This is a genomic window from Mycobacterium sp. Root135 (genome assembly GCF_001426545.1).
In the GTDB taxonomy this organism is placed as follows: domain Bacteria; phylum Actinomycetota; class Actinomycetes; order Mycobacteriales; family Mycobacteriaceae; genus Mycobacterium.
The window spans coordinates 621072-636669 of the sequence record NZ_LMEZ01000001.1 but is presented as its reverse complement, the minus strand read 5'-3'; the positions used below and the strand labels follow the sequence as shown (position 1 = coordinate 636669).

At 69.3% G+C, this 15598-nt stretch carries 18 protein-coding genes; 13 read left to right on the top strand and 5 right to left on the bottom strand.

The window, feature by feature from the left end; genetic code table 11:
• Positions 1 to 23 precede the first annotated feature (23 nt).
• Genes bioB through ASD37_RS03125 form a run of 3 tightly spaced genes read left to right on the top strand, consistent with a single transcriptional unit; the run spans position 24 to position 1941 of the window.
• The gene (gene bioB / locus ASD37_RS03135; protein ID WP_162253234.1) at positions 24 to 1022 is read left to right on the top strand and encodes a biotin synthase BioB; all 999 of its coding nucleotides are present in this window, start codon (positions 24 to 26) and stop codon (positions 1020 to 1022) included.
• Between the two features lie 6 nt (positions 1023 to 1028).
• Entirely contained in the window at positions 1029 to 1229 is a 201-nt protein-coding gene (locus ASD37_RS03130) for a hypothetical protein (RefSeq protein WP_056547933.1), read from the top strand.
• 28 nt (positions 1230 to 1257) lie between these two features.
• Complete coding sequence (locus tag ASD37_RS03125; RefSeq protein ID WP_056547930.1) at positions 1258 to 1941, top strand: DUF2567 domain-containing protein; 684 nt, start codon at positions 1258 to 1260, stop codon at positions 1939 to 1941.
• Here the strand turns inward: ASD37_RS03125 and ASD37_RS03120 are convergent.
• Entirely contained in the window at positions 1874 to 3226 is a 1353-nt protein-coding gene (locus ASD37_RS03120; RefSeq protein ID WP_056547927.1) for a lipase family protein, read from the bottom strand. The genes ASD37_RS03125 and ASD37_RS03120 overlap by 68 nt on opposite strands.
• Before the next feature lie 63 nt (positions 3227 to 3289).
• A complete protein-coding gene (locus ASD37_RS03115) occupies positions 3290 to 3982 on the bottom strand; it encodes an NUDIX domain-containing protein (RefSeq protein WP_056549739.1) in 693 nt (230 codons plus the stop codon).
• A 47-nt stretch (positions 3983 to 4029) separates the two neighbouring features.
• Here ASD37_RS03115 and nadA point away from each other — a divergent pair, with 47 nt between their 5' ends.
• From nadA to ASD37_RS03095, 4 genes are read left to right on the top strand one after another with little or no spacing between them, the layout of a single operon-like run.
• The gene (nadA, locus tag ASD37_RS03110; protein ID WP_056547925.1) at positions 4030 to 5055 is read left to right on the top strand and encodes a quinolinate synthase NadA; all 1026 of its coding nucleotides are present in this window, start codon (positions 4030 to 4032) and stop codon (positions 5053 to 5055) included.
• Complete coding sequence (locus tag ASD37_RS03105; protein ID WP_056547922.1) at positions 5052 to 6605, top strand: L-aspartate oxidase; 1554 nt, start codon at positions 5052 to 5054, stop codon at positions 6603 to 6605. Before nadA ends, ASD37_RS03105 begins: the two co-directional genes overlap by 4 nt.
• Positions 6605 to 7471 carry a carboxylating nicotinate-nucleotide diphosphorylase gene (gene nadC, locus ASD37_RS03100; RefSeq protein WP_056549737.1) on the top strand — a complete coding sequence of 289 codons (867 nt, stop codon included), beginning with the start codon at positions 6605 to 6607 and terminating at the stop codon, positions 7469 to 7471. The genes ASD37_RS03105 and nadC overlap by 1 nt, the downstream gene beginning before the upstream one ends.
• A gap of 21 nt (positions 7472 to 7492) precedes the next feature.
• Positions 7493 to 7987 (top strand): hypothetical protein, encoded by a 495-nt coding sequence (locus ASD37_RS03095; protein ID WP_056547918.1) that lies wholly within the window; start codon positions 7493 to 7495, stop codon positions 7985 to 7987.
• A 4-nt stretch (positions 7988 to 7991) separates the two neighbouring features.
• Here ASD37_RS03095 and ASD37_RS32595 read toward each other — a convergent pair whose 3' ends face one another.
• The 3 genes from ASD37_RS32595 to ASD37_RS03080 form a co-directional block, all read right to left on the bottom strand.
• Positions 7992 to 9110 (bottom strand): hypothetical protein, encoded by a 1119-nt coding sequence (locus ASD37_RS32595; protein WP_056547915.1) that lies wholly within the window; start codon positions 9108 to 9110, stop codon positions 7992 to 7994.
• A 139-nt stretch (positions 9111 to 9249) separates the two neighbouring features.
• On the bottom strand, positions 9250 to 9885 hold the full coding sequence (locus ASD37_RS03085) for a LysE family transporter (RefSeq protein ID WP_056547911.1): 636 nt from the start codon (positions 9883 to 9885) through the stop codon (positions 9250 to 9252).
• Positions 9886 to 9890: 5 nt separating this feature from the next.
• Positions 9891 to 10313, bottom strand: a complete 423-nt coding sequence (locus tag ASD37_RS03080; RefSeq protein WP_056547907.1) for a nitroreductase family deazaflavin-dependent oxidoreductase — start codon at positions 10311 to 10313, stop codon at positions 9891 to 9893.
• A 64-nt stretch (positions 10314 to 10377) separates the two neighbouring features.
• On the opposite strand from ASD37_RS03080, the gene hisD reads away from it, so the two are divergent.
• Genes hisD through ASD37_RS03050 form a run of 6 tightly spaced genes read left to right on the top strand, consistent with a single transcriptional unit; the run spans position 10378 to position 15596 of the window.
• Positions 10378 to 11694, top strand: a complete 1317-nt coding sequence (hisD, locus tag ASD37_RS03075) for a histidinol dehydrogenase (RefSeq protein WP_162253233.1) — start codon at positions 10378 to 10380, stop codon at positions 11692 to 11694.
• Positions 11691 to 12812, top strand: a complete 1122-nt coding sequence (locus tag ASD37_RS03070; RefSeq protein WP_056547903.1) for a histidinol-phosphate transaminase — start codon at positions 11691 to 11693, stop codon at positions 12810 to 12812. The genes hisD and ASD37_RS03070 overlap by 4 nt, the downstream gene beginning before the upstream one ends.
• A complete protein-coding gene (gene hisB / locus ASD37_RS03065) occupies positions 12809 to 13417 on the top strand; it encodes an imidazoleglycerol-phosphate dehydratase HisB (protein WP_056547900.1) in 609 nt (202 codons plus the stop codon). The genes ASD37_RS03070 and hisB overlap by 4 nt, the downstream gene beginning before the upstream one ends.
• Entirely contained in the window at positions 13414 to 14034 is a 621-nt protein-coding gene (hisH, locus tag ASD37_RS03060; RefSeq protein ID WP_056547897.1) for an imidazole glycerol phosphate synthase subunit HisH, read from the top strand. Before hisB ends, hisH begins: the two co-directional genes overlap by 4 nt.
• Positions 14031 to 14774, top strand: coding sequence for a bifunctional 1-(5-phosphoribosyl)-5-((5-phosphoribosylamino)methylideneamino)imidazole-4-carboxamide isomerase/phosphoribosylanthranilate isomerase PriA (gene priA / locus ASD37_RS03055; protein ID WP_056547893.1), 744 nt, complete (start codon positions 14031 to 14033; stop codon positions 14772 to 14774). Before hisH ends, priA begins: the two co-directional genes overlap by 4 nt.
• A 6-nt stretch (positions 14775 to 14780) precedes the next feature.
• Positions 14781 to 15596 (top strand): inositol monophosphatase family protein, encoded by an 816-nt coding sequence (locus ASD37_RS03050; RefSeq protein WP_056547890.1) that lies wholly within the window; start codon positions 14781 to 14783, stop codon positions 15594 to 15596.
• Positions 15597 to 15598: the final 2 nt, after the last annotated feature.

Below are 15598 nucleotides of genomic sequence, written 5' to 3'. Positions count from 1 at the left end.
TAGTGACGCAGTTGGCTTCAGAGGTGGGCGCGGACGTGTTGAGTCTGGCTCGAGAGCAGGTGCTCGAACGCGGTGAGGGCCTCACCCAGGAGCAGGTGCTCGCGGTGCTCCAGCTGTCCGACGACCGGCTCGAGGATCTGCTCGCGTTGGCTCATGACGTGCGGATGAAGTGGTGCGGACCCGACGTCGAGGTCGAGGGCATCATCAGCCTCAAGACCGGCGGTTGCCCCGAGGATTGCCACTTCTGTTCGCAGTCGGGGCTTTTCGCCTCGCCCGTGCGCAGCGCGTGGCTCGACATTCCCAGCCTGGTGGAGGCGGCCAAGCAGACCGCCAAGTCCGGAGCCACCGAGTTCTGCATCGTGGCCGCCGTCCGCGGACCCGACGAGCGCCTGCTGGCCCAGGTCGCCGCGGGCATCGAAGCCATCCGCAACGAGGTCGACATCCAGATCGCGTGCTCGCTGGGCATGCTGACCCAGGATCAGGTCGACCAGCTCGCCGCGATGGGCGTGCACCGCTACAACCACAACCTCGAGACGGCGCGGTCGTACTTCACCAACGTCGTCACCACCCACACGTGGGAAGAGCGCTGGGGCACCCTCGAGATGGTCCGCGCGGCAGGCATGGAGGTGTGCTGCGGCGGCATCCTCGGGATGGGTGAGTCGCTCGAGCAGCGGGCGGAGTTCGCCGCCAACCTCGCCGAGCTCAACCCGCACGAGGTCCCGCTGAACTTCCTCAACCCGCGTCCCGGCACCCCGTTCGGCGATCTGGAGGTGATGCCGGCCTCTGACGCCCTGCGCGCCGTCGCCGCCTTCCGGCTGGCGATGCCGCGCACGATGCTGCGCTTCGCAGGCGGCCGCGAGATCACCCTCGGCGACCTCGGCGCCAAGCAGGGCATCCTCGGTGGCATCAACGCCGTCATCGTCGGCAACTACCTGACCACCCTTGGCCGTCCCGCGGAGTCCGATCTCGAGCTGCTCAACGATCTGCAAATGCCGATCAAGGCACTCAACGCGACGCTGTAGACGGCGATGTCCACCATGTTCAACGTCTACACCGGCGAGCCAGCGGGTGGCAGCACGCCCGCGGCCGCCCAACTCGGTCTCGAACCGCCGAGATTCTGCTCCGACTGTGGTCGTCGGATGATCGTCCAGGTGCGCCCCGACGGATGGTCGGCGAAGTGCTCACGGCACGGCGAGCTGGACTCAAAGGATCTGGAGGCGCGGCGATGAGCGCTTGCGCGAAGAGCAAGGCACAGCGGTGAGCACGAACACGATTGCGCCACCTCGTCTTTCGCATCTGCAGGCGGCGATCCGAGTGGTGCTCGCCCTCGTCGGCGTCGGCGTCCTCATCGGGGTGACGTGGGCGTTTCTGGCGCCGCCGATCAACCTGGTGATCGCCCTGACCAAGGCGGGCGACCGGATACGGGGCTACGTCGGCGACGAGTCCGACCTGCTGTTCCTCGGCGCCTTCGTCATGACCGGGTTGCTGTTCGTGATGGCCGTGACGGCCGCGGTCGCGGCGTGGCAGTGGCGGCCGCATCGTGGACCCGTGATGGTCGGCGCGCTGTCGATCGGTTCACTCGCGGCGGCGGGTGCTGCGGCCGGTGTCGGTGCGGTGGTGGCCCGTTGGCGCCACGGCGTGGTCGACGTGGCAACGGCCCCGGTCACTCCCGAGCATCGCGTGTTCTACGTCCACGAAGCGCCCGCGGTCTTCTTCGGCCACGGCCCGTTTCAGATCGCGGCGTCGCTCGTCATCCCCGCGGGGGTGGCCGCACTGGTCTACGCGATCTGTGCGCTGTCGACCAAACGCGACGATCTCGGTGCGTGGCCGCCCGTCGAGGTGGCCTACCTGGTCGGTCCGGCCAACGTTTCGGCTACCGGTCCAGCTCCGACAGCGGTAGCCGATCCACCTTCCGACCCGTGGCCACCTTTGCCGAAATGAGGCCGAGCCGGAGCATTCCCCGGTAGGTGGACGGGTTCAGCATCGTCGGCCACTTGGTCCTGGCCCGCTTGCTGCTCGACGGCCGTCCGGCGAACCGGTCCCGCAACCAGCGCAGCGTCATCGGGGCCGACAGCGGGTGCAGCAGCATGTGCTCGCTGAGCATGTCGCGGTGGTAGGTGACGTCCGCGCCGCCGCTGGTGTAGGTCTCGGTCAGTTCGTCGATGTCTTCCACGGACACGATGCGGTCGTGGACGGCCTGTACGACGAGCACCGGGATGCTTGGCGCGGCGGTGCCGAGTTTGATGCTGTCGAAGACGTGTTGCACCTCGGGGGTTCGGAGGATGTTCTCCAACGGCTCGTCGACCATGTTGCCCATGTCCTTGCGGATCAGCTTGACGACGGCCTGCGCGGTCGTCATCTGCTGGATGTCGGTCAGCATGGCCTTGCCTTCGACGGTGACGTGTTCGTTGATCACGCGGTCGAGGCCCGGGTAGACGTGGGAGAGCGCGGCGACCACCAGGGCGGGCAGGCCGGAGAAGAAACTGCCGTTGAGTCGGCGGAAGGTGTGGCCGAGGTCTCCGACGGGTGAGCCGAGGACGGCGCCGACGAGGTTGAGTTCGGGCGCGTAGGTCGCGTGGACCTCGGTGGCCCACGCGGTGGCCAGTCCGCCGCCCGAATAGCCCCAGAGCCCCATGGGCGCCTCGGGGGACAGGTTGAGGGCCTCGGTGTTCAGCGCGGCCCTCAGACCGTCGAGCACGTGATAGCCGGGTTCGTAGGGGGCGCCCCAGATGCCGAGCGGCCCCTCGTGGTCGGGAATGGACACCGCCCACCCTTCGGCGAGGGCTGCGGAGACCAGCAGGAACTCGACCTGCGCGAGTGCTCCGGTGGCCTTGGCGCCGCGCCGCAGGGCGTAGGACGGGAAACAGCTGCTTGCGACGGCGTCGATCGCGCATTGGTAGGACAGGATCGGTCCCTTGCTGCCCGCGGGCCGGTCGGCGGGCACCACGACCGTCGTAGCGACGGCCTGCGCGAGACCGTTGAGGTCCGTCGAGCGGTAGAGCAGCTGGGTGGCGGCCAATTTCTGGGGGATCAGGCCGAGGAAGGCGAGCTCGACGTCGCGGGACCGCAGCACGGTGCCCGCCTTGGCGTGCTCGAATCCCGCAGGTGGGAGGTAGAACGGATCCGCTTCGGGCCGCAGCGGAACGGTCTTGCGCCGCAGCTCTTCGTGAGTCGGGCGTCCGATCCATTCGGCACCGGTCGAGACGGCAGCACTGCCTGAGTCCATCCGGCCATTGTGGGTCACGTGGTCGTCAAAGCCAATTAAGGCGTGTTTGCCATGTCGGCGGCATCACGTCGGGGGACGTAGCGCGGCGAACTCGTCGGTGACGCGGTACTGCGCTTCGGTGAAGCGGTACATGGCGGCGGGTCGGCCACCGCTTCGACCCGATTTCGCGGTCGTGCCGGTCGGGACGATGACGCCGCGCCGCGCGAGGACGCGCTGCAGATTGGTCGCGTCGACCTGGTAGCCGAGCGCGGCGTCGTAGACGTCCTTCAAGGTCGACAGTGCGAATTCCCTTGGCGCCAAGGCAAATCCAATGTTGGTATAGGACAGCTTGGCGATCAGCCTGGCGTGGGCGTGGGTGATCATCGGACGGTGGTCGAACGCCATCGGCGGCAGGGCGTTCACCGGGTGCCACCGGGTGTCGGGCGGCAACTCGGGGGTCGCGGGGGATGGCACCAAGCCGAGGAACGTCGAGGCGATGGTGCGCGGCCCGGGCACCCTGTCCGGGTCGGAGAACACCGCGAGTTGCTCGAGGTGAGTCAGTTCGCGCAGGTCGACCTTCTCGGCGAGTTGACGTCGAACCGAACTGGTCATGTCTTCGTCGTGTCGCAGGCGTCCGCCGGGCAGCGACCACGCGCCGCGCTCGGGTTCCATGGCTCGCTCCCATAGCAACACGCTGAGCTGCGGATTTGGGGTTGCGAGCTGCCGAACTTGAAACACGACGGCCAGCACCTCGTGCGCAGTGCTAATATTGGGCATGTTTTCGATCATAAGTCGAAAACCCCGTCAGGATCAAAGGAGCGGCCATGACGGTATTGGATCTCACCGCGCAGATCACGAACGGTCCCACCGGCTACGGCGGCGTCGTCGCCGACGAGGCCTGGGCGGCCGAAGTGCGACGCCTCGCCAACCAGCGCGGCGCCACCCTTCTCGCGCACAACTATCAGTTGCCCGCGATCCAGGACGTGGCCGACCACGTCGGGGACTCGCTGGCACTGTCCAGGATCGCCTCCGAGGTGGCCGAGGACACGATCGTGTTCTGCGGGGTGCACTTCATGGCCGAGACCGCCAAGATCCTCAGCCCCGAGAAGACGGTGCTGATCCCGGATCAGCGGGCCGGGTGCTCGTTGGCCGACTCGATCACCGCCGACGACCTTCGGGCCTGGAAGGACGAGTTCCCCGACGCGGTGGTGGTTTCGTATGTCAACACCACCGCGGCCGTGAAGGCGCTGACCGACATCTGCTGCACGTCGTCCAACGCGGTCGAGGTGGTGGCCTCCATCCCGGAGGACCGCGAAGTGCTCTTCTGCCCCGACCAGTTCCTCGGCGCGCACGTCCGTCGGATCACCGGCCGCAAGAACCTGCACGTGTGGGCCGGTGAGTGCCACGTGCACGCCGGCATCAACGGCGACGAACTCGCCGCCCAGGCCAAGGCCCACCCGGACGCCGAGCTCTACGTCCACCCGGAGTGCGGCTGCGCCACCTCCGCGCTGTACCTAGCCGGAGAAGGCGCCGTCCCCGACGACCGCGTGAAGATCCTGTCCACGGGAGGCATGCTCGACGCCGCCCGCAAGACCAGCGCCCGCCAGGTGCTGGTGGCAACCGAGATCGGCATGTTGCACCAATTGCGCCGTGCCGCACCGGAAGTCGACTTCCAGGCCGTGAACGACCGGGCATCCTGCACGTACATGAAGATGATCACCCCCGCCGCGTTGCTGCGATGCCTGGTGGAGGGTGCCGACGAGGTGCACGTCGACCCAGAGGTCGCCGCCGCGGGTCGCCTCAGCGTGCAGCGCATGATCGAGATCGGGCAGCCCGGCGGCGGAGAATGACGGGCTGCGGCGGTTCCGGCCTGTGGCAGCAGCGGGCCGACGTCGTCGTCGTCGGCACCGGTGTCGCCGGATTGGCCGCGGCCCTGGCGGCGCACCGTAGTGGCAGCCGGGTCGTGGTGCTCAGCAAGGCATCTCGCGCCGAGGGTGCGACCGCGACGTTCTACGCCCAGGGCGGCATCGCCGTCGTAGTGCCGCGCACCGACGACAGCGTCGAGGCGCACGTCGCCGACACCATCGCCGCGGGCGGAGGCCTGTGCGACCCAGAGGCGGTGACGTCCGTCGTCGCCGACGGATACCCCGCGGTCGCAGAACTCGTCGACTTCGGTGCCCGGTTCGACGAGTCGGCGCCGGGCCGGTGGTCGCTGACGCGCGAAGGCGGACACTCCCGTCGCCGCATCGTCCACGCCGGCGGGGACGCGACCGGGGCAGAAGTCCAGCGAGCGCTCGACCACGCCGCCGACACCCTGGACGTCCGGCTGAATCACGTTGCGCTGCAAATCGTTCGCGATGGCGACGCCGTCACGGGGGTGCTCGTCCTCAGCCAGGACGGCCTCGGGGTGATCCATGCCCCTTCGGTCATCCTCGCCACCGGCGGCCTCGGCCACCTGTACTCGGCGACGACCAATCCGGAGGGGTCCACGGGCGACGGCATCGCCCTTGCCCTGTGGGCCGGTCTGCCCGTCGGCGACGTCGAATTCATCCAGTTCCACCCGACCATGCTCTTCACCGGGAACGCAGGGGGTCGGCGACCGCTGATCACCGAGGCCCTTCGCGGCGAAGGCGCGGTGCTCGTCGATGCCCGCGGCGATTCGGTGACGGCAGGCGTTCACCCCATGGGCGACCTCGCGCCGCGCGACGTGGTGGCGGCGGCGGTCGACGAACGCCTGACCATGACCGGTGACCCCTGCGTCTACCTCGACGCGCGCGCCGTCCCCGACTTCGCCCGCAGATTCCCCACCGTCAACGCCGCCTGCCTCGCCGTCGGCGTCGACGCCACCTCGGCGTTGATCCCGGTGGTACCCGGTGCGCACTACAGCTGTGGAGGCGTCGTCACCGACGTGTACGGGCGTACCGAATTGGCGGGACTCTTCGCCGCTGGCGAGGTGGCCCGCACCGGGATGCACGGCGCCAACCGGTTGGCGTCGAACAGCCTGCTCGAAGGTCTGGTCGTCGGCCGTCGGGCCGGCGCGGCTGCCGCCGAACACGCCGCGGACTCCGGCGCTCCCCGCGCCGACGTCGAACCCGTCGCCAGGGTGGCGTCGGACCGGGCGGAGCTGCAACGCGCCATGACGCGCAACGCCTCGGTCGTGCGCAACGCCGAGGGGTTGAGTCGGGTTGCCGAGCTTATCGACACCGCCCAACCACGAAACATGGACTCACGCAACGCCTTCGAGGATGCCGCGCTGACCGCCACCGCGTCGGTGGTCGTGGCGGCCGCGCTGGCTCGGCGCGAGTCGCGGGGATGCCACCACCGCGCCGACCATCCCGACATCGACCCGGCGCGTGCGGTGAGCGCCAATGTCCGACTCGACGCCGAGGTGTGCTGCTGATGACTCTGACCGACGACGAACGCGCCGAAGCACTAGCGGCCGTCGAACGCGGCCTCGCCGAGGACCTACGCTACGGGCCGGACGTGACGTCGCTGGCGACCGTCGCCGCCGACGCCACGACGAAGGCCGCCATGGTGAGCAGGCAGAGCGGGGTCGCCGCGGGCGTCGACGTCGCACTGCTGGTCCTCGACCAGGTGATCGGCCAGGGCGAGTACGGGGTGCTGTCCCGCGTCGCCGACGGAACGCGCCTGGAGCCCGGCGACGCCATGCTGGTGCTGGAGGCGCCGACCCGGGGACTGCTGACCGCCGAACGCACCATGTTGAATCTGGTGTGCCACCTGTCCGGCATCGCCAGCACCACCGCTGCGTGGGTCGAGGCCGTCGAGGGCACCGGCGCCAAGATTCGCGACACCCGCAAGACCCTTCCCGGGCTTCGGGTGCTGCAGAAGTACGCGGTGCGGGTCGGCGGGGGCGTCAACCACCGGATGGGCCTCGGGGACGCGGCGTTGATCAAGGACAACCACGTCGCCGCGGCCGGTTCGGTGGTGGCGGCACTGCACGCCGTCCGCGAGATGGCCCCCGACGTCCCGGTGGAGGTCGAGGTCGACTCGCTCGAACAGCTCGACCAGATCCTCGGCGAGGACCTCGGCGTCGCGCCGCTGGTGCTGCTGGACAACTTCCCCGTCTGGATGACGCAGATGGCGGTGCAGCGGCGCGCGGCCTCCGCCCCCGGGGTTCTGCTGGAGTCGTCGGGCAATCTCTCGCTCGACAACGCCGCCGCCTATGCGGGCACCGGCGTCGACTTTCTCGCCGTCGGCGCGCTCACCCATTCCGTCCGGGTTCTCGACGTCGGCCTCGATCTGTAGTTAGCCAGCTAGGCTGCAGCCATGTCGACCAGCGAACAGCCCTCCACGCAGCGCGTCATCCCCATCGTCGCCCTGGTCCTGTCGGTGATCGCCGTCGGCCTTGGCGCGTGGGCGGTGTTGCGGCCCGCGTCGAGTGGCCCCGCCGAGCCGACCTACACCGCCGCCCAGCAGACCGACGCGAAGACCGCAATCTGTGCCGCAACCGATCTGGTGCGCAGGGGCGTGTCGCTCAACACGAACCTTCAGATCCCCGGCGGTGAAGCCGACGTCGCCGGGTCCCTCGCCGTCGCGGCCAATGCGCGGGTGTCGCTGTCCGACGGCGGCCAGTACCTGATCAGCCGCCTGAACCCCGCGACGCCGACCGAGCTGGCCGGCGCCGTCAAGGAGTTTGCCAACACGCTTCTCGACATCGGCGCGGCTGCCACCGCGGGATCGCCGAACACCGATCCGGAGCAAGCGGCCCGGCTGCGCACGGCGGACACCCAGAACAACGCCGTCATCGAGCGCTGCAAGTAGCTCGTCAGCCGACGGTGCCCTTGCCGTCGGCTCCGTCGTCACCCTTGGCCGCCGATCCGGTCGTCGAGGTGGCGCTTCCACCGGTGCCACCCTTGCCGCCCTTGCCCGCGGTGGTGTCGCCACCCTGACCACCGGCTCCACCGCGTGCACCCGTGGTGCCCGTTGCGGTGCCGCCGGCCCCGCCGGTGCCGCCCGTTCCACTGCGTCCCGACGCACCACCCGCGCCGCCGGTGCCGCCGCCGGCGAATCCTGCGGCGCTGTTGGCCTCGCCGCCAGCGCCACCCTTGCCGCCGTCGCCGGAGGTGAGCCCGCCCCGGCCACCTGCGCCGCCCGCGCCGCCACTCGCGGTGCCGCTGACAGTGCCGCTGGCGCTGGCGCTGTATGCGACGCCACCGTCCCCTCCGGCGCCGCCGGTTCCGGCGATGAGTCCGCCGTTGCCGCCGTTTCCGCCCCGGCCCGCGTTGGCAGGTCCGAAGGCGACGATGCTGAACGATCCCGTGCCGCCCTTGCCGCCGTTGCCGAACAGGCCCGCGTTGCCGCCGTTGCCGCCGAAGCCGCCGCGGGCTCCACCTGCCCCGTCGCCGCCGTTGCCGAGCAGCAGTCCGCCGTTGCCGCCGGCCTGTCCAGGCAGCAATCCGGGTCCGCCGTTGCCGACGAGCAGTCCGCCGTTCTGGCCCGGCCCCCCGTTGGAGACGAATACCGCATACACGGAGCCGATGGCGTCGCCAAATGCCTGGTTCGGGACCGTCGGTTGGCCCGTCGCGCGCGGCGCCGCGCCCCCGACGTCGGCAGTCGCGGGCCCGGCCAGGACGGTGGGGGCGAACTTGTTGGGTGCTGCGGGCGAGGCGTCGCGGCGGTGGAAGTCGGCTGCAGGGAGTTGGGTAGCCTGCTGCTGAGCCACCGCGGCGGCTAGCAGCGCGGTGGGCTGCGGAGCAGGCTGAATACTTGCCAAAAGTGTCGGCGGCTGAACCAGCGGGGCGACGACGGGCCGGCTCGACGCCGTCGTGACGTGGGGTCCGTCGGACGGCGAAGTCCCCGTGGCCGCAGTTGCCGACGTGGTGGCGGCAAGCATGCCCGCCGCAATCACAGCCGTGAACAAGGACTTTCGTGGAGCAGTGGTCATTACGGAAGATCTCCCGGATCGATTCTGGCCGTGGCGGCTAAACGCCTGTACCACGGGACGCGCACTGGATAAACATACGTTTACCAACGGTGCTGCGCATTTGCCAGAATTAGACTACTGCGTCAGTTTCTCGTTGTCGTCACGCCGTCGCGGAGCGGCGCATCAGCGACAGCACCACGGCGGCCGTGGCGAACAGCCCCGAGAACACCCGGTTGAGAATGGTCTGTTGGCGAGGGGTGTGAAGCCACTCGACCAGCCGCACCGCGAGGCCCGTGTACAGGCCCATTACGACCAGGTCGACGGCCACCATCGTCATGCCGATCGCAAGATACTGCGGCAGCAGCGGCGCCGTCGGGACCACGAACTGAGGCAGGACCGCCAGGAAGAACACCAGGCTCTTGGGGTTGGTGGCGTTGACGAGGAAACCTCGCGTCAACAGCCTGAGGCGGCCGCCGTCGACCGTCGTCCCGATCTTGGTGCGCAGATCGGTCGTCACCGACCGCCATTGCCGCACCGCGAGGTACACCAGATAGAGCACGCCGATCCACTTGACGACGTTGAAGGCGACGACCGAGCTGGCCACCGCGGCGCCGAGCCCGACGGCGACCAGCGCCAGTTGGAGCATCAGCCCGACCTCCATGCCGGCGATGCTCCAGTAGCCGCGCCGCACCCCGTGGGTCATGCCGGTGGCCATCGCCTGAATTGCACCCGCACCGGGGGAGATCGCGATCAGGATCGCCGCGACGACGAATGCGAGCCACATCTCGAGTGCCATGGCGGCTAGGCGATGTCGGCGACGAAGGTGCCCTGCCGCTTGGCCAGCATCTGGGGAATGCGCGGGAGCGTCGCGTCGACCGTGCCGACGGGTAGCACCCGCGGGTTCACCAGGTGCAGGTCCTTGCGGCCGACGTGGATGTCCGCCTCGCCAGCGGCGAGCACGTTCTTGACCCAGTTCGTCTTCCCGTGGACCAGCCCGATCGCCAGCACGCCGCCCTTGCGATAGGCCGTCACGATCGTCTCGTATTCCTTGCCAGAGGTGCGGCCGCGATGCGTGATCACCGCGAATCCCGGCATCCGCTTCGACAGTGGTCGGAGCAGCGGGTTGACGTACTTGATCTGGAAGCGCTCGAGCCAGACCGGCATGATCATCGGCACGCCAGGGGCGTGGTTCGGGTGGTCTTCTCGCGAGGTGGACGGCGACATGGCGGCTCCCGGATTCTGATTTGTCTGCTCTGGGACAATAGACGGCGTGACCGACTCGTCCCTGCTGATGTCTCGCATCGACCTGCGGGGCGATCAGCTCTCCGCCGCCCGACTTCGCGCCGTGTTGCCACGCGGTGGCGTCGACGTCGACGCGGTGGTGCCGACGGTGCGTCCCATCGTCGACGCGGTCGTCGACCGCGGCGCCGAGGCAGCCCTCGAATACGGCGAATCCTTCGACGGGGTGCGCCCCGCGACGGTCCGGGTGCCCCAGGCGGCCCTCGACGCGGCGCTCGCCGAGCTCGCCCCCGACATCCGCACCGCGCTCGAGGTCGCCATCGAGCGGACCAGGGCGGTGCACGCCGATCAGCGGCGCACCGACGGCACAACGACCCTGGCTCCGGGCGCCACGGTCACCGAACGCTGGGTTCCGGTCGAGAGGGTCGGTCTCTACGTTCCCGGCGGCAACGCGGTCTATCCGTCGAGCGTCGTGATGAACGTCGTCCCCGCCCAGATCGCCGGGGTGGACTCCCTGGTGGTCGCGAGCCCGCCGCAGGCCGAATTTGGCGGCCTGCCGCACCCGACCATCCTCGCCGCCGCCCGTCTGCTCGGCGTCGACGAGGTGTGGGCCGTCGGCGGCGCGCAGGGCGTCGCGCTGCTGGCCCACGGCGGCACGGACACCGACGGCGCCGAGCTGGCGCCGGTCGACATGATCACCGGCCCCGGCAACATCTACGTCACCGCCGCCAAGCGCATCTGCCGGTCGCAGGTCGGCATCGACTCCGAGGCGGGGCCGACGGAGATCGCGATCCTCGCCGACCACTCGGCCGACCCGGTGCACGTCGCGGCCGATTTGATCAGCCAGGCCGAGCACGACGAGATGGCCGCCTCGGTACTGGTCACCACCAGCGTGGAGTTGGCCGACGCCACCGACGCCGAACTCGTCAGGCAGCTGTTGACCACCGTGCACCGCGAGCGGGTCACCGCCGCACTGACGGGGCGTCAGTCGGCGATCGTTCTCGTCGACGATCTGGAGGCGGGGCTTCGGACCGTCAACGCCTATGCCGCCGAGCATCTGGAGATCCAGACAGTCGACGCGTCGGCGGTCGCGGCCAGGGTGCGCTCTGCCGGCGCGGTCTTCGTCGGGCCGTGGTCGCCGGTCAGCCTCGGTGACTACTGCGCAGGCTCCAACCACGTGCTGCCCACCGCGGGCTGTGCCAGGCACTCCAGTGGCCTGTCGGTGCAGACGTTCCTGCGCGGCATCCACGTCGTCGACTACACCGAGGCGGCGCTGAAGGACGTGGCGGGTTACGTCGTCACCCTCGCCAACGCCGAGAATCTGCCTGCGCACGGCGAGGCCGTCCGACGGAGGTTCGAGAAGTGACCAAGATCAGCCTGGCCGACCTGCCGCTGCGAGACAACCTGCGCGGCAAGTCGCCGTATGGAGCACCGCAGCTGTCGGTTCCGGTGCGGCTCAACACGAATGAGAACCCGCACCCGCCGACCCAGGCGCTCGTCGACGACGTCGCGGCCTCGGTGCGCGACGCCGCGGCCGAACTGCACCGCTACCCCGACCGCGACGCGGTGGCGCTGCGTACCGATCTGGCCGAGTACCTGGTGGCCCAGACCGGTGTCGCGCTGTCGACCGACAATCTGTGGGCGGCCAACGGGTCCAACGAGATTCTGCAACAGCTGCTTCAGGCGTTCGGCGGTCCCGGCCGCACCGCACTGGGCTTCGTCCCGTCGTATTCGATGCACCCGATCATCTCCGACGGCACGCAGACCGACTGGTTGGAGGCGAGTCGCTCCGCGGACTTCGGCCTCGACGTCGACGTGGCGGTCGCGGCGATCGTCGAGCGGCATCCCGACGTCGTCTTCCTCGCCAGTCCCAACAACCCGTCGGGCCAGAGCGTCACGCTCGCGGATCTGCGTCGCCTGCTCGAGGTGGCGTCGGGGGTCGTCATCGTCGACGAGGCGTACGGCGAGTTCTCGTCGCAGCCAAGCGCCGTCGAGTTGCTCGCGGAGTTCCCGGCAAAGCTGATCGTGACCCGCACGATGAGCAAGGCGTTCGCTTTCGCCGGCGGCCGCCTCGGGTATCTCGTCGCCGATCCAGCCGTGATCGACGCGCTGCTGCTGGTTCGGCTTCCCTATCACCTGTCCTCGATCACGCAAGCCGCCGCACGCGCGGCGCTGCGGCACGCCGACGACACGCTCGGCAGCGTGGCGCGGTTGATCGCCGAACGCGAGCGCGTCTCGGAGGCGTTGACGGGCATGGGTTTTCGGGTCATCCCCAGTGACGCCAACTTCATCCTGTTCGGCGACTTCGCCGACGCGCCGAGGGCGTGGGAACGGTATCTGGAGGCGGGAGTGCTCATCAGGGACGTCGGCATCCCCGGTTTCCTGCGTGCCACCACCGGCCTCGTCGACGAGAACGACGCCCTGCTCGACACCAGCCGCAGCCTGGCCGAATCCGAACTCACCACATCCGTAGGAGCCTCATGACACGCCGCGCCCGCGTGGAACGCAAGACCAAGGAATCCCACATCGTCGTCGAGCTGAACCTCGACGGCACCGGCATCGTCGACGTCAACACCGGGGTTCCGTTCTTCGACCACATGCTGACCTCGCTCGGCACGCACGCCAGCTTCGACCTGCTGGTGCACGCGACGGGTGACGTCGACATCGAGGCGCACCACACGGTGGAGGATTCCGCCATCGTGCTCGGCCAGGCCCTCGGCGAGGCATTGGGCGACAAGAAGGGCATCCGCCGCTTCGGTGACGCCTTCATCCCCATGGACGAGACGTTGGCGCACGCGTCGGTCGACGTGTCGGGCAGGCCGTACTGCGTGCACACCGGCGAGCCGGATTACATGCTGCACAGCACGATTGCGGGTAGCTCGGTGCCGTACCACACCGTCATCAACCGGCACGTCTTCGAGTCGCTGGCGATGAACGGCCGCATCGCGTTGCACGTCCGCACGCTGTACGGCAGGGACCCGCACCACATCACCGAGGCGCAGTACAAGGCGGTGGCCCGCGCGCTTCGGCAGGCCGTCGAGCCCGACCCGCGGGTGTCCGGCGTGCCGTCGACGAAGGGGAGTTTGTGACGACGAAAGTCGTTGTCCTCGACTATGGTTCGGGCAACCTCCGGTCGGCCCAACGGGCCCTGGAACGGACCGGCGCCGAGGTAGAGGTGACGTCAGACCCGGCCGCAGCGGCAGCCGCCGACGGGTTGGTGGTCCCCGGTGTCGGCGCCTACGAGGCCTGCATGAGGGGTCTGCGCGAGGTCAACGGTGACGCGATCGTCGCCGACCGGTTGGCCAAGGGTCATCCGGTGCTGGGCATCTGCGTCGGCATGCAGATCCTCTTCAGCCGCGGCGTCGAATTCGGCGTGGAGAGCGTCGGCTGTGGTCAGTGGCCCGGCTCGGTCACCCGCTTGGACGCTCCCGTCGTCCCGCACATGGGGTGGAACGTCGTCGACGCGGCGCCGGGCAGCACGCTCTTCAAGGGCGTCGATCCCGACACCCGGTTCTACTTCGTGCATTCCTATGCCGCCCAGAACTGGGAGGGCGACGAGAGCGCGTTGCTGACGTGGGCGACGCACCACGTACCCTTCCTGGCTGCAGTGGAGGACGGCGCGCTGTGCGCCACACAGTTTCATCCGGAGAAGAGTGGCGACGCGGGCGCGACGCTACTCGCCAATTGGGTCGAGGGGCTCTCGTGAGTAATGCACCGTTGATACTTCTGCCGGCGGTCGACGTCGTCGACGGCAAGGCGGTCCGCCTGGTGCAGGGCGTGGCGGGGAGTGAGACCGACTACGGCTCCGCGCTCGACGCGGCGATGCAGTGGCAGACCGACGGCGCCGAGTGGATCCACCTCGTCGACCTCGACGCGGCGTTCGGCCGGGGTTCCAACCGCGAGCTGCTCGCGGAGGTCATCGCGAAGCTGGACGTCGCGGTAGAGCTCTCCGGTGGCATCCGGGACGACGATTCGCTGACCGCCGCGCTCGACGCCGGTTGCGCGCGAGTCAATCTCGGTACCGCCGCGCTGGAGAATCCGCAGTGGTGCGCGAAGGTGATGGCCGAGCACGGTGACAAGGTCGCCGTTGGTCTCGACGTGAAGCTCGAGAACGGGCAGTACCGGCTTCGTGGGCGCGGGTGGGAGACCGACGGCGGCGATCTGTGGCCGGTGCTCGAACGGCTCGACGCGGAGGGCTGTTCGCGGTTCGTCGTCACCGACGTCACCAAGGACGGCACCCTCAACGGTCCCAACCTCGAGCTGTTGGCCGGTGTCGCCGAGCGCACCGATGCGCCCGTCATCGCCTCCGGCGGAGTGTCGAGCCTCGACGATCTGCGGGCCATCGCGACGTTGACCGGTGCGGGCGTCGAGGGTGCCATCGTCGGTAAGGCGCTCTACGCCGGGCGGTTCACGCTTCCCGAGGCGCTCGCCGCGGTGAGTCGGTAGCCCGCAATGGCGTTGGACGACACTGATCTGCGGAAGCTGGTCGCCGAGGCAACGGTCATCCTCGACGCCGCGGCCGAGCCCTTCGTCGCCGGGCATCGCGCCCAGTCCGCCGTGAAGAAGAAGGGCAACGACTTCGCGACGGAGGTCGACCTCGCCATCGAACGGCAGGTCGTGAAGGCGCTGGAGGAGGCCACCGGCATCGGCGTGCACGGCGAGGAATTCGGGGGCGCACCGATCGACTCGCACCTGGTGTGGGTGCTCGATCCCATCGACGGAACGTTCAACTACGCGGCCGGGTTGCCGACGGCGGCGATCCTGCTCGGTCTGCTGCAGGACGGCGTGCCGGTCGCCGGGCTCACCTGGCTGCCGTTCAGCGACGTCCGCTACACGGCGATCGTCGGTGAACCGTTGTACGCCAACGGAATTGCCCAACCAGCACTGAAGACCGCCGACCTGAGCGAGTCCATCGTGGGTGTCGGGACGTTCAACGTCGACTCGCGCGGCACCTTCCCCGGCCGCTATCGGGTGGCGGTCCTCGAGCAGTTGAGCCGCAGGTGCTCGCGCATCCGGATGCACGGGTCGACGGGAATCGACCTGGCCTACACGGGTGCCGGCGTGCTCGGCGGCGCCATCAGCTTCGGTCACCACGTCTGGGACCACGCGGCGGGGGTGGCCCTCGTCCGCGCGGCCGGTGGCGTGGTCACCGATCTTGCCGGCGAGGACTGGACGCCGACGTCGCGTTCGGCGTTGGCAGGGGTGCCCAGCGTGCACGCGCAGATCTTGGAGATCGCGGCCGCGGTCGGGTCACCGGGGGAGTACTGAAC

Coding starts and splice junctions, on each gene's coding strand:
- ASD37_RS03130 (WP_056547933.1), top strand. CDS start 1,029: ATGTCCACCATGTTCAACGTCTACACCGGCGAGCCAGCGGGTGGCAGC.
- ASD37_RS03120 (WP_056547927.1), bottom strand. CDS start 3,226: ATGGACTCAGGCAGTGCTGCCGTCTCGACCGGTGCCGAATGGATCGGA.
- ASD37_RS03115 (WP_056549739.1), bottom strand. CDS start 3,982: ATGCCCAATATTAGCACTGCGCACGAGGTGCTGGCCGTCGTGTTTCAA.
- nadA (WP_056547925.1), top strand. CDS start 4,030: ATGACGGTATTGGATCTCACCGCGCAGATCACGAACGGTCCCACCGGC.
- ASD37_RS03105 (WP_056547922.1), top strand. CDS start 5,052: ATGACGGGCTGCGGCGGTTCCGGCCTGTGGCAGCAGCGGGCCGACGTC.
- nadC (WP_056549737.1), top strand. CDS start 6,605: ATGACTCTGACCGACGACGAACGCGCCGAAGCACTAGCGGCCGTCGAA.
- ASD37_RS03095 (WP_056547918.1), top strand. CDS start 7,493: ATGTCGACCAGCGAACAGCCCTCCACGCAGCGCGTCATCCCCATCGTC.
- ASD37_RS32595 (WP_056547915.1), bottom strand. CDS start 9,110: ATGACCACTGCTCCACGAAAGTCCTTGTTCACGGCTGTGATTGCGGCG.
- ASD37_RS03085 (WP_056547911.1), bottom strand. CDS start 9,885: ATGGCACTCGAGATGTGGCTCGCATTCGTCGTCGCGGCGATCCTGATC.
- ASD37_RS03080 (WP_056547907.1), bottom strand. CDS start 10,313: ATGTCGCCGTCCACCTCGCGAGAAGACCACCCGAACCACGCCCCTGGC.
- hisB (WP_056547900.1), top strand. CDS start 12,809: ATGACACGCCGCGCCCGCGTGGAACGCAAGACCAAGGAATCCCACATC.
- ASD37_RS03050 (WP_056547890.1), top strand. CDS start 14,781: ATGGCGTTGGACGACACTGATCTGCGGAAGCTGGTCGCCGAGGCAACG.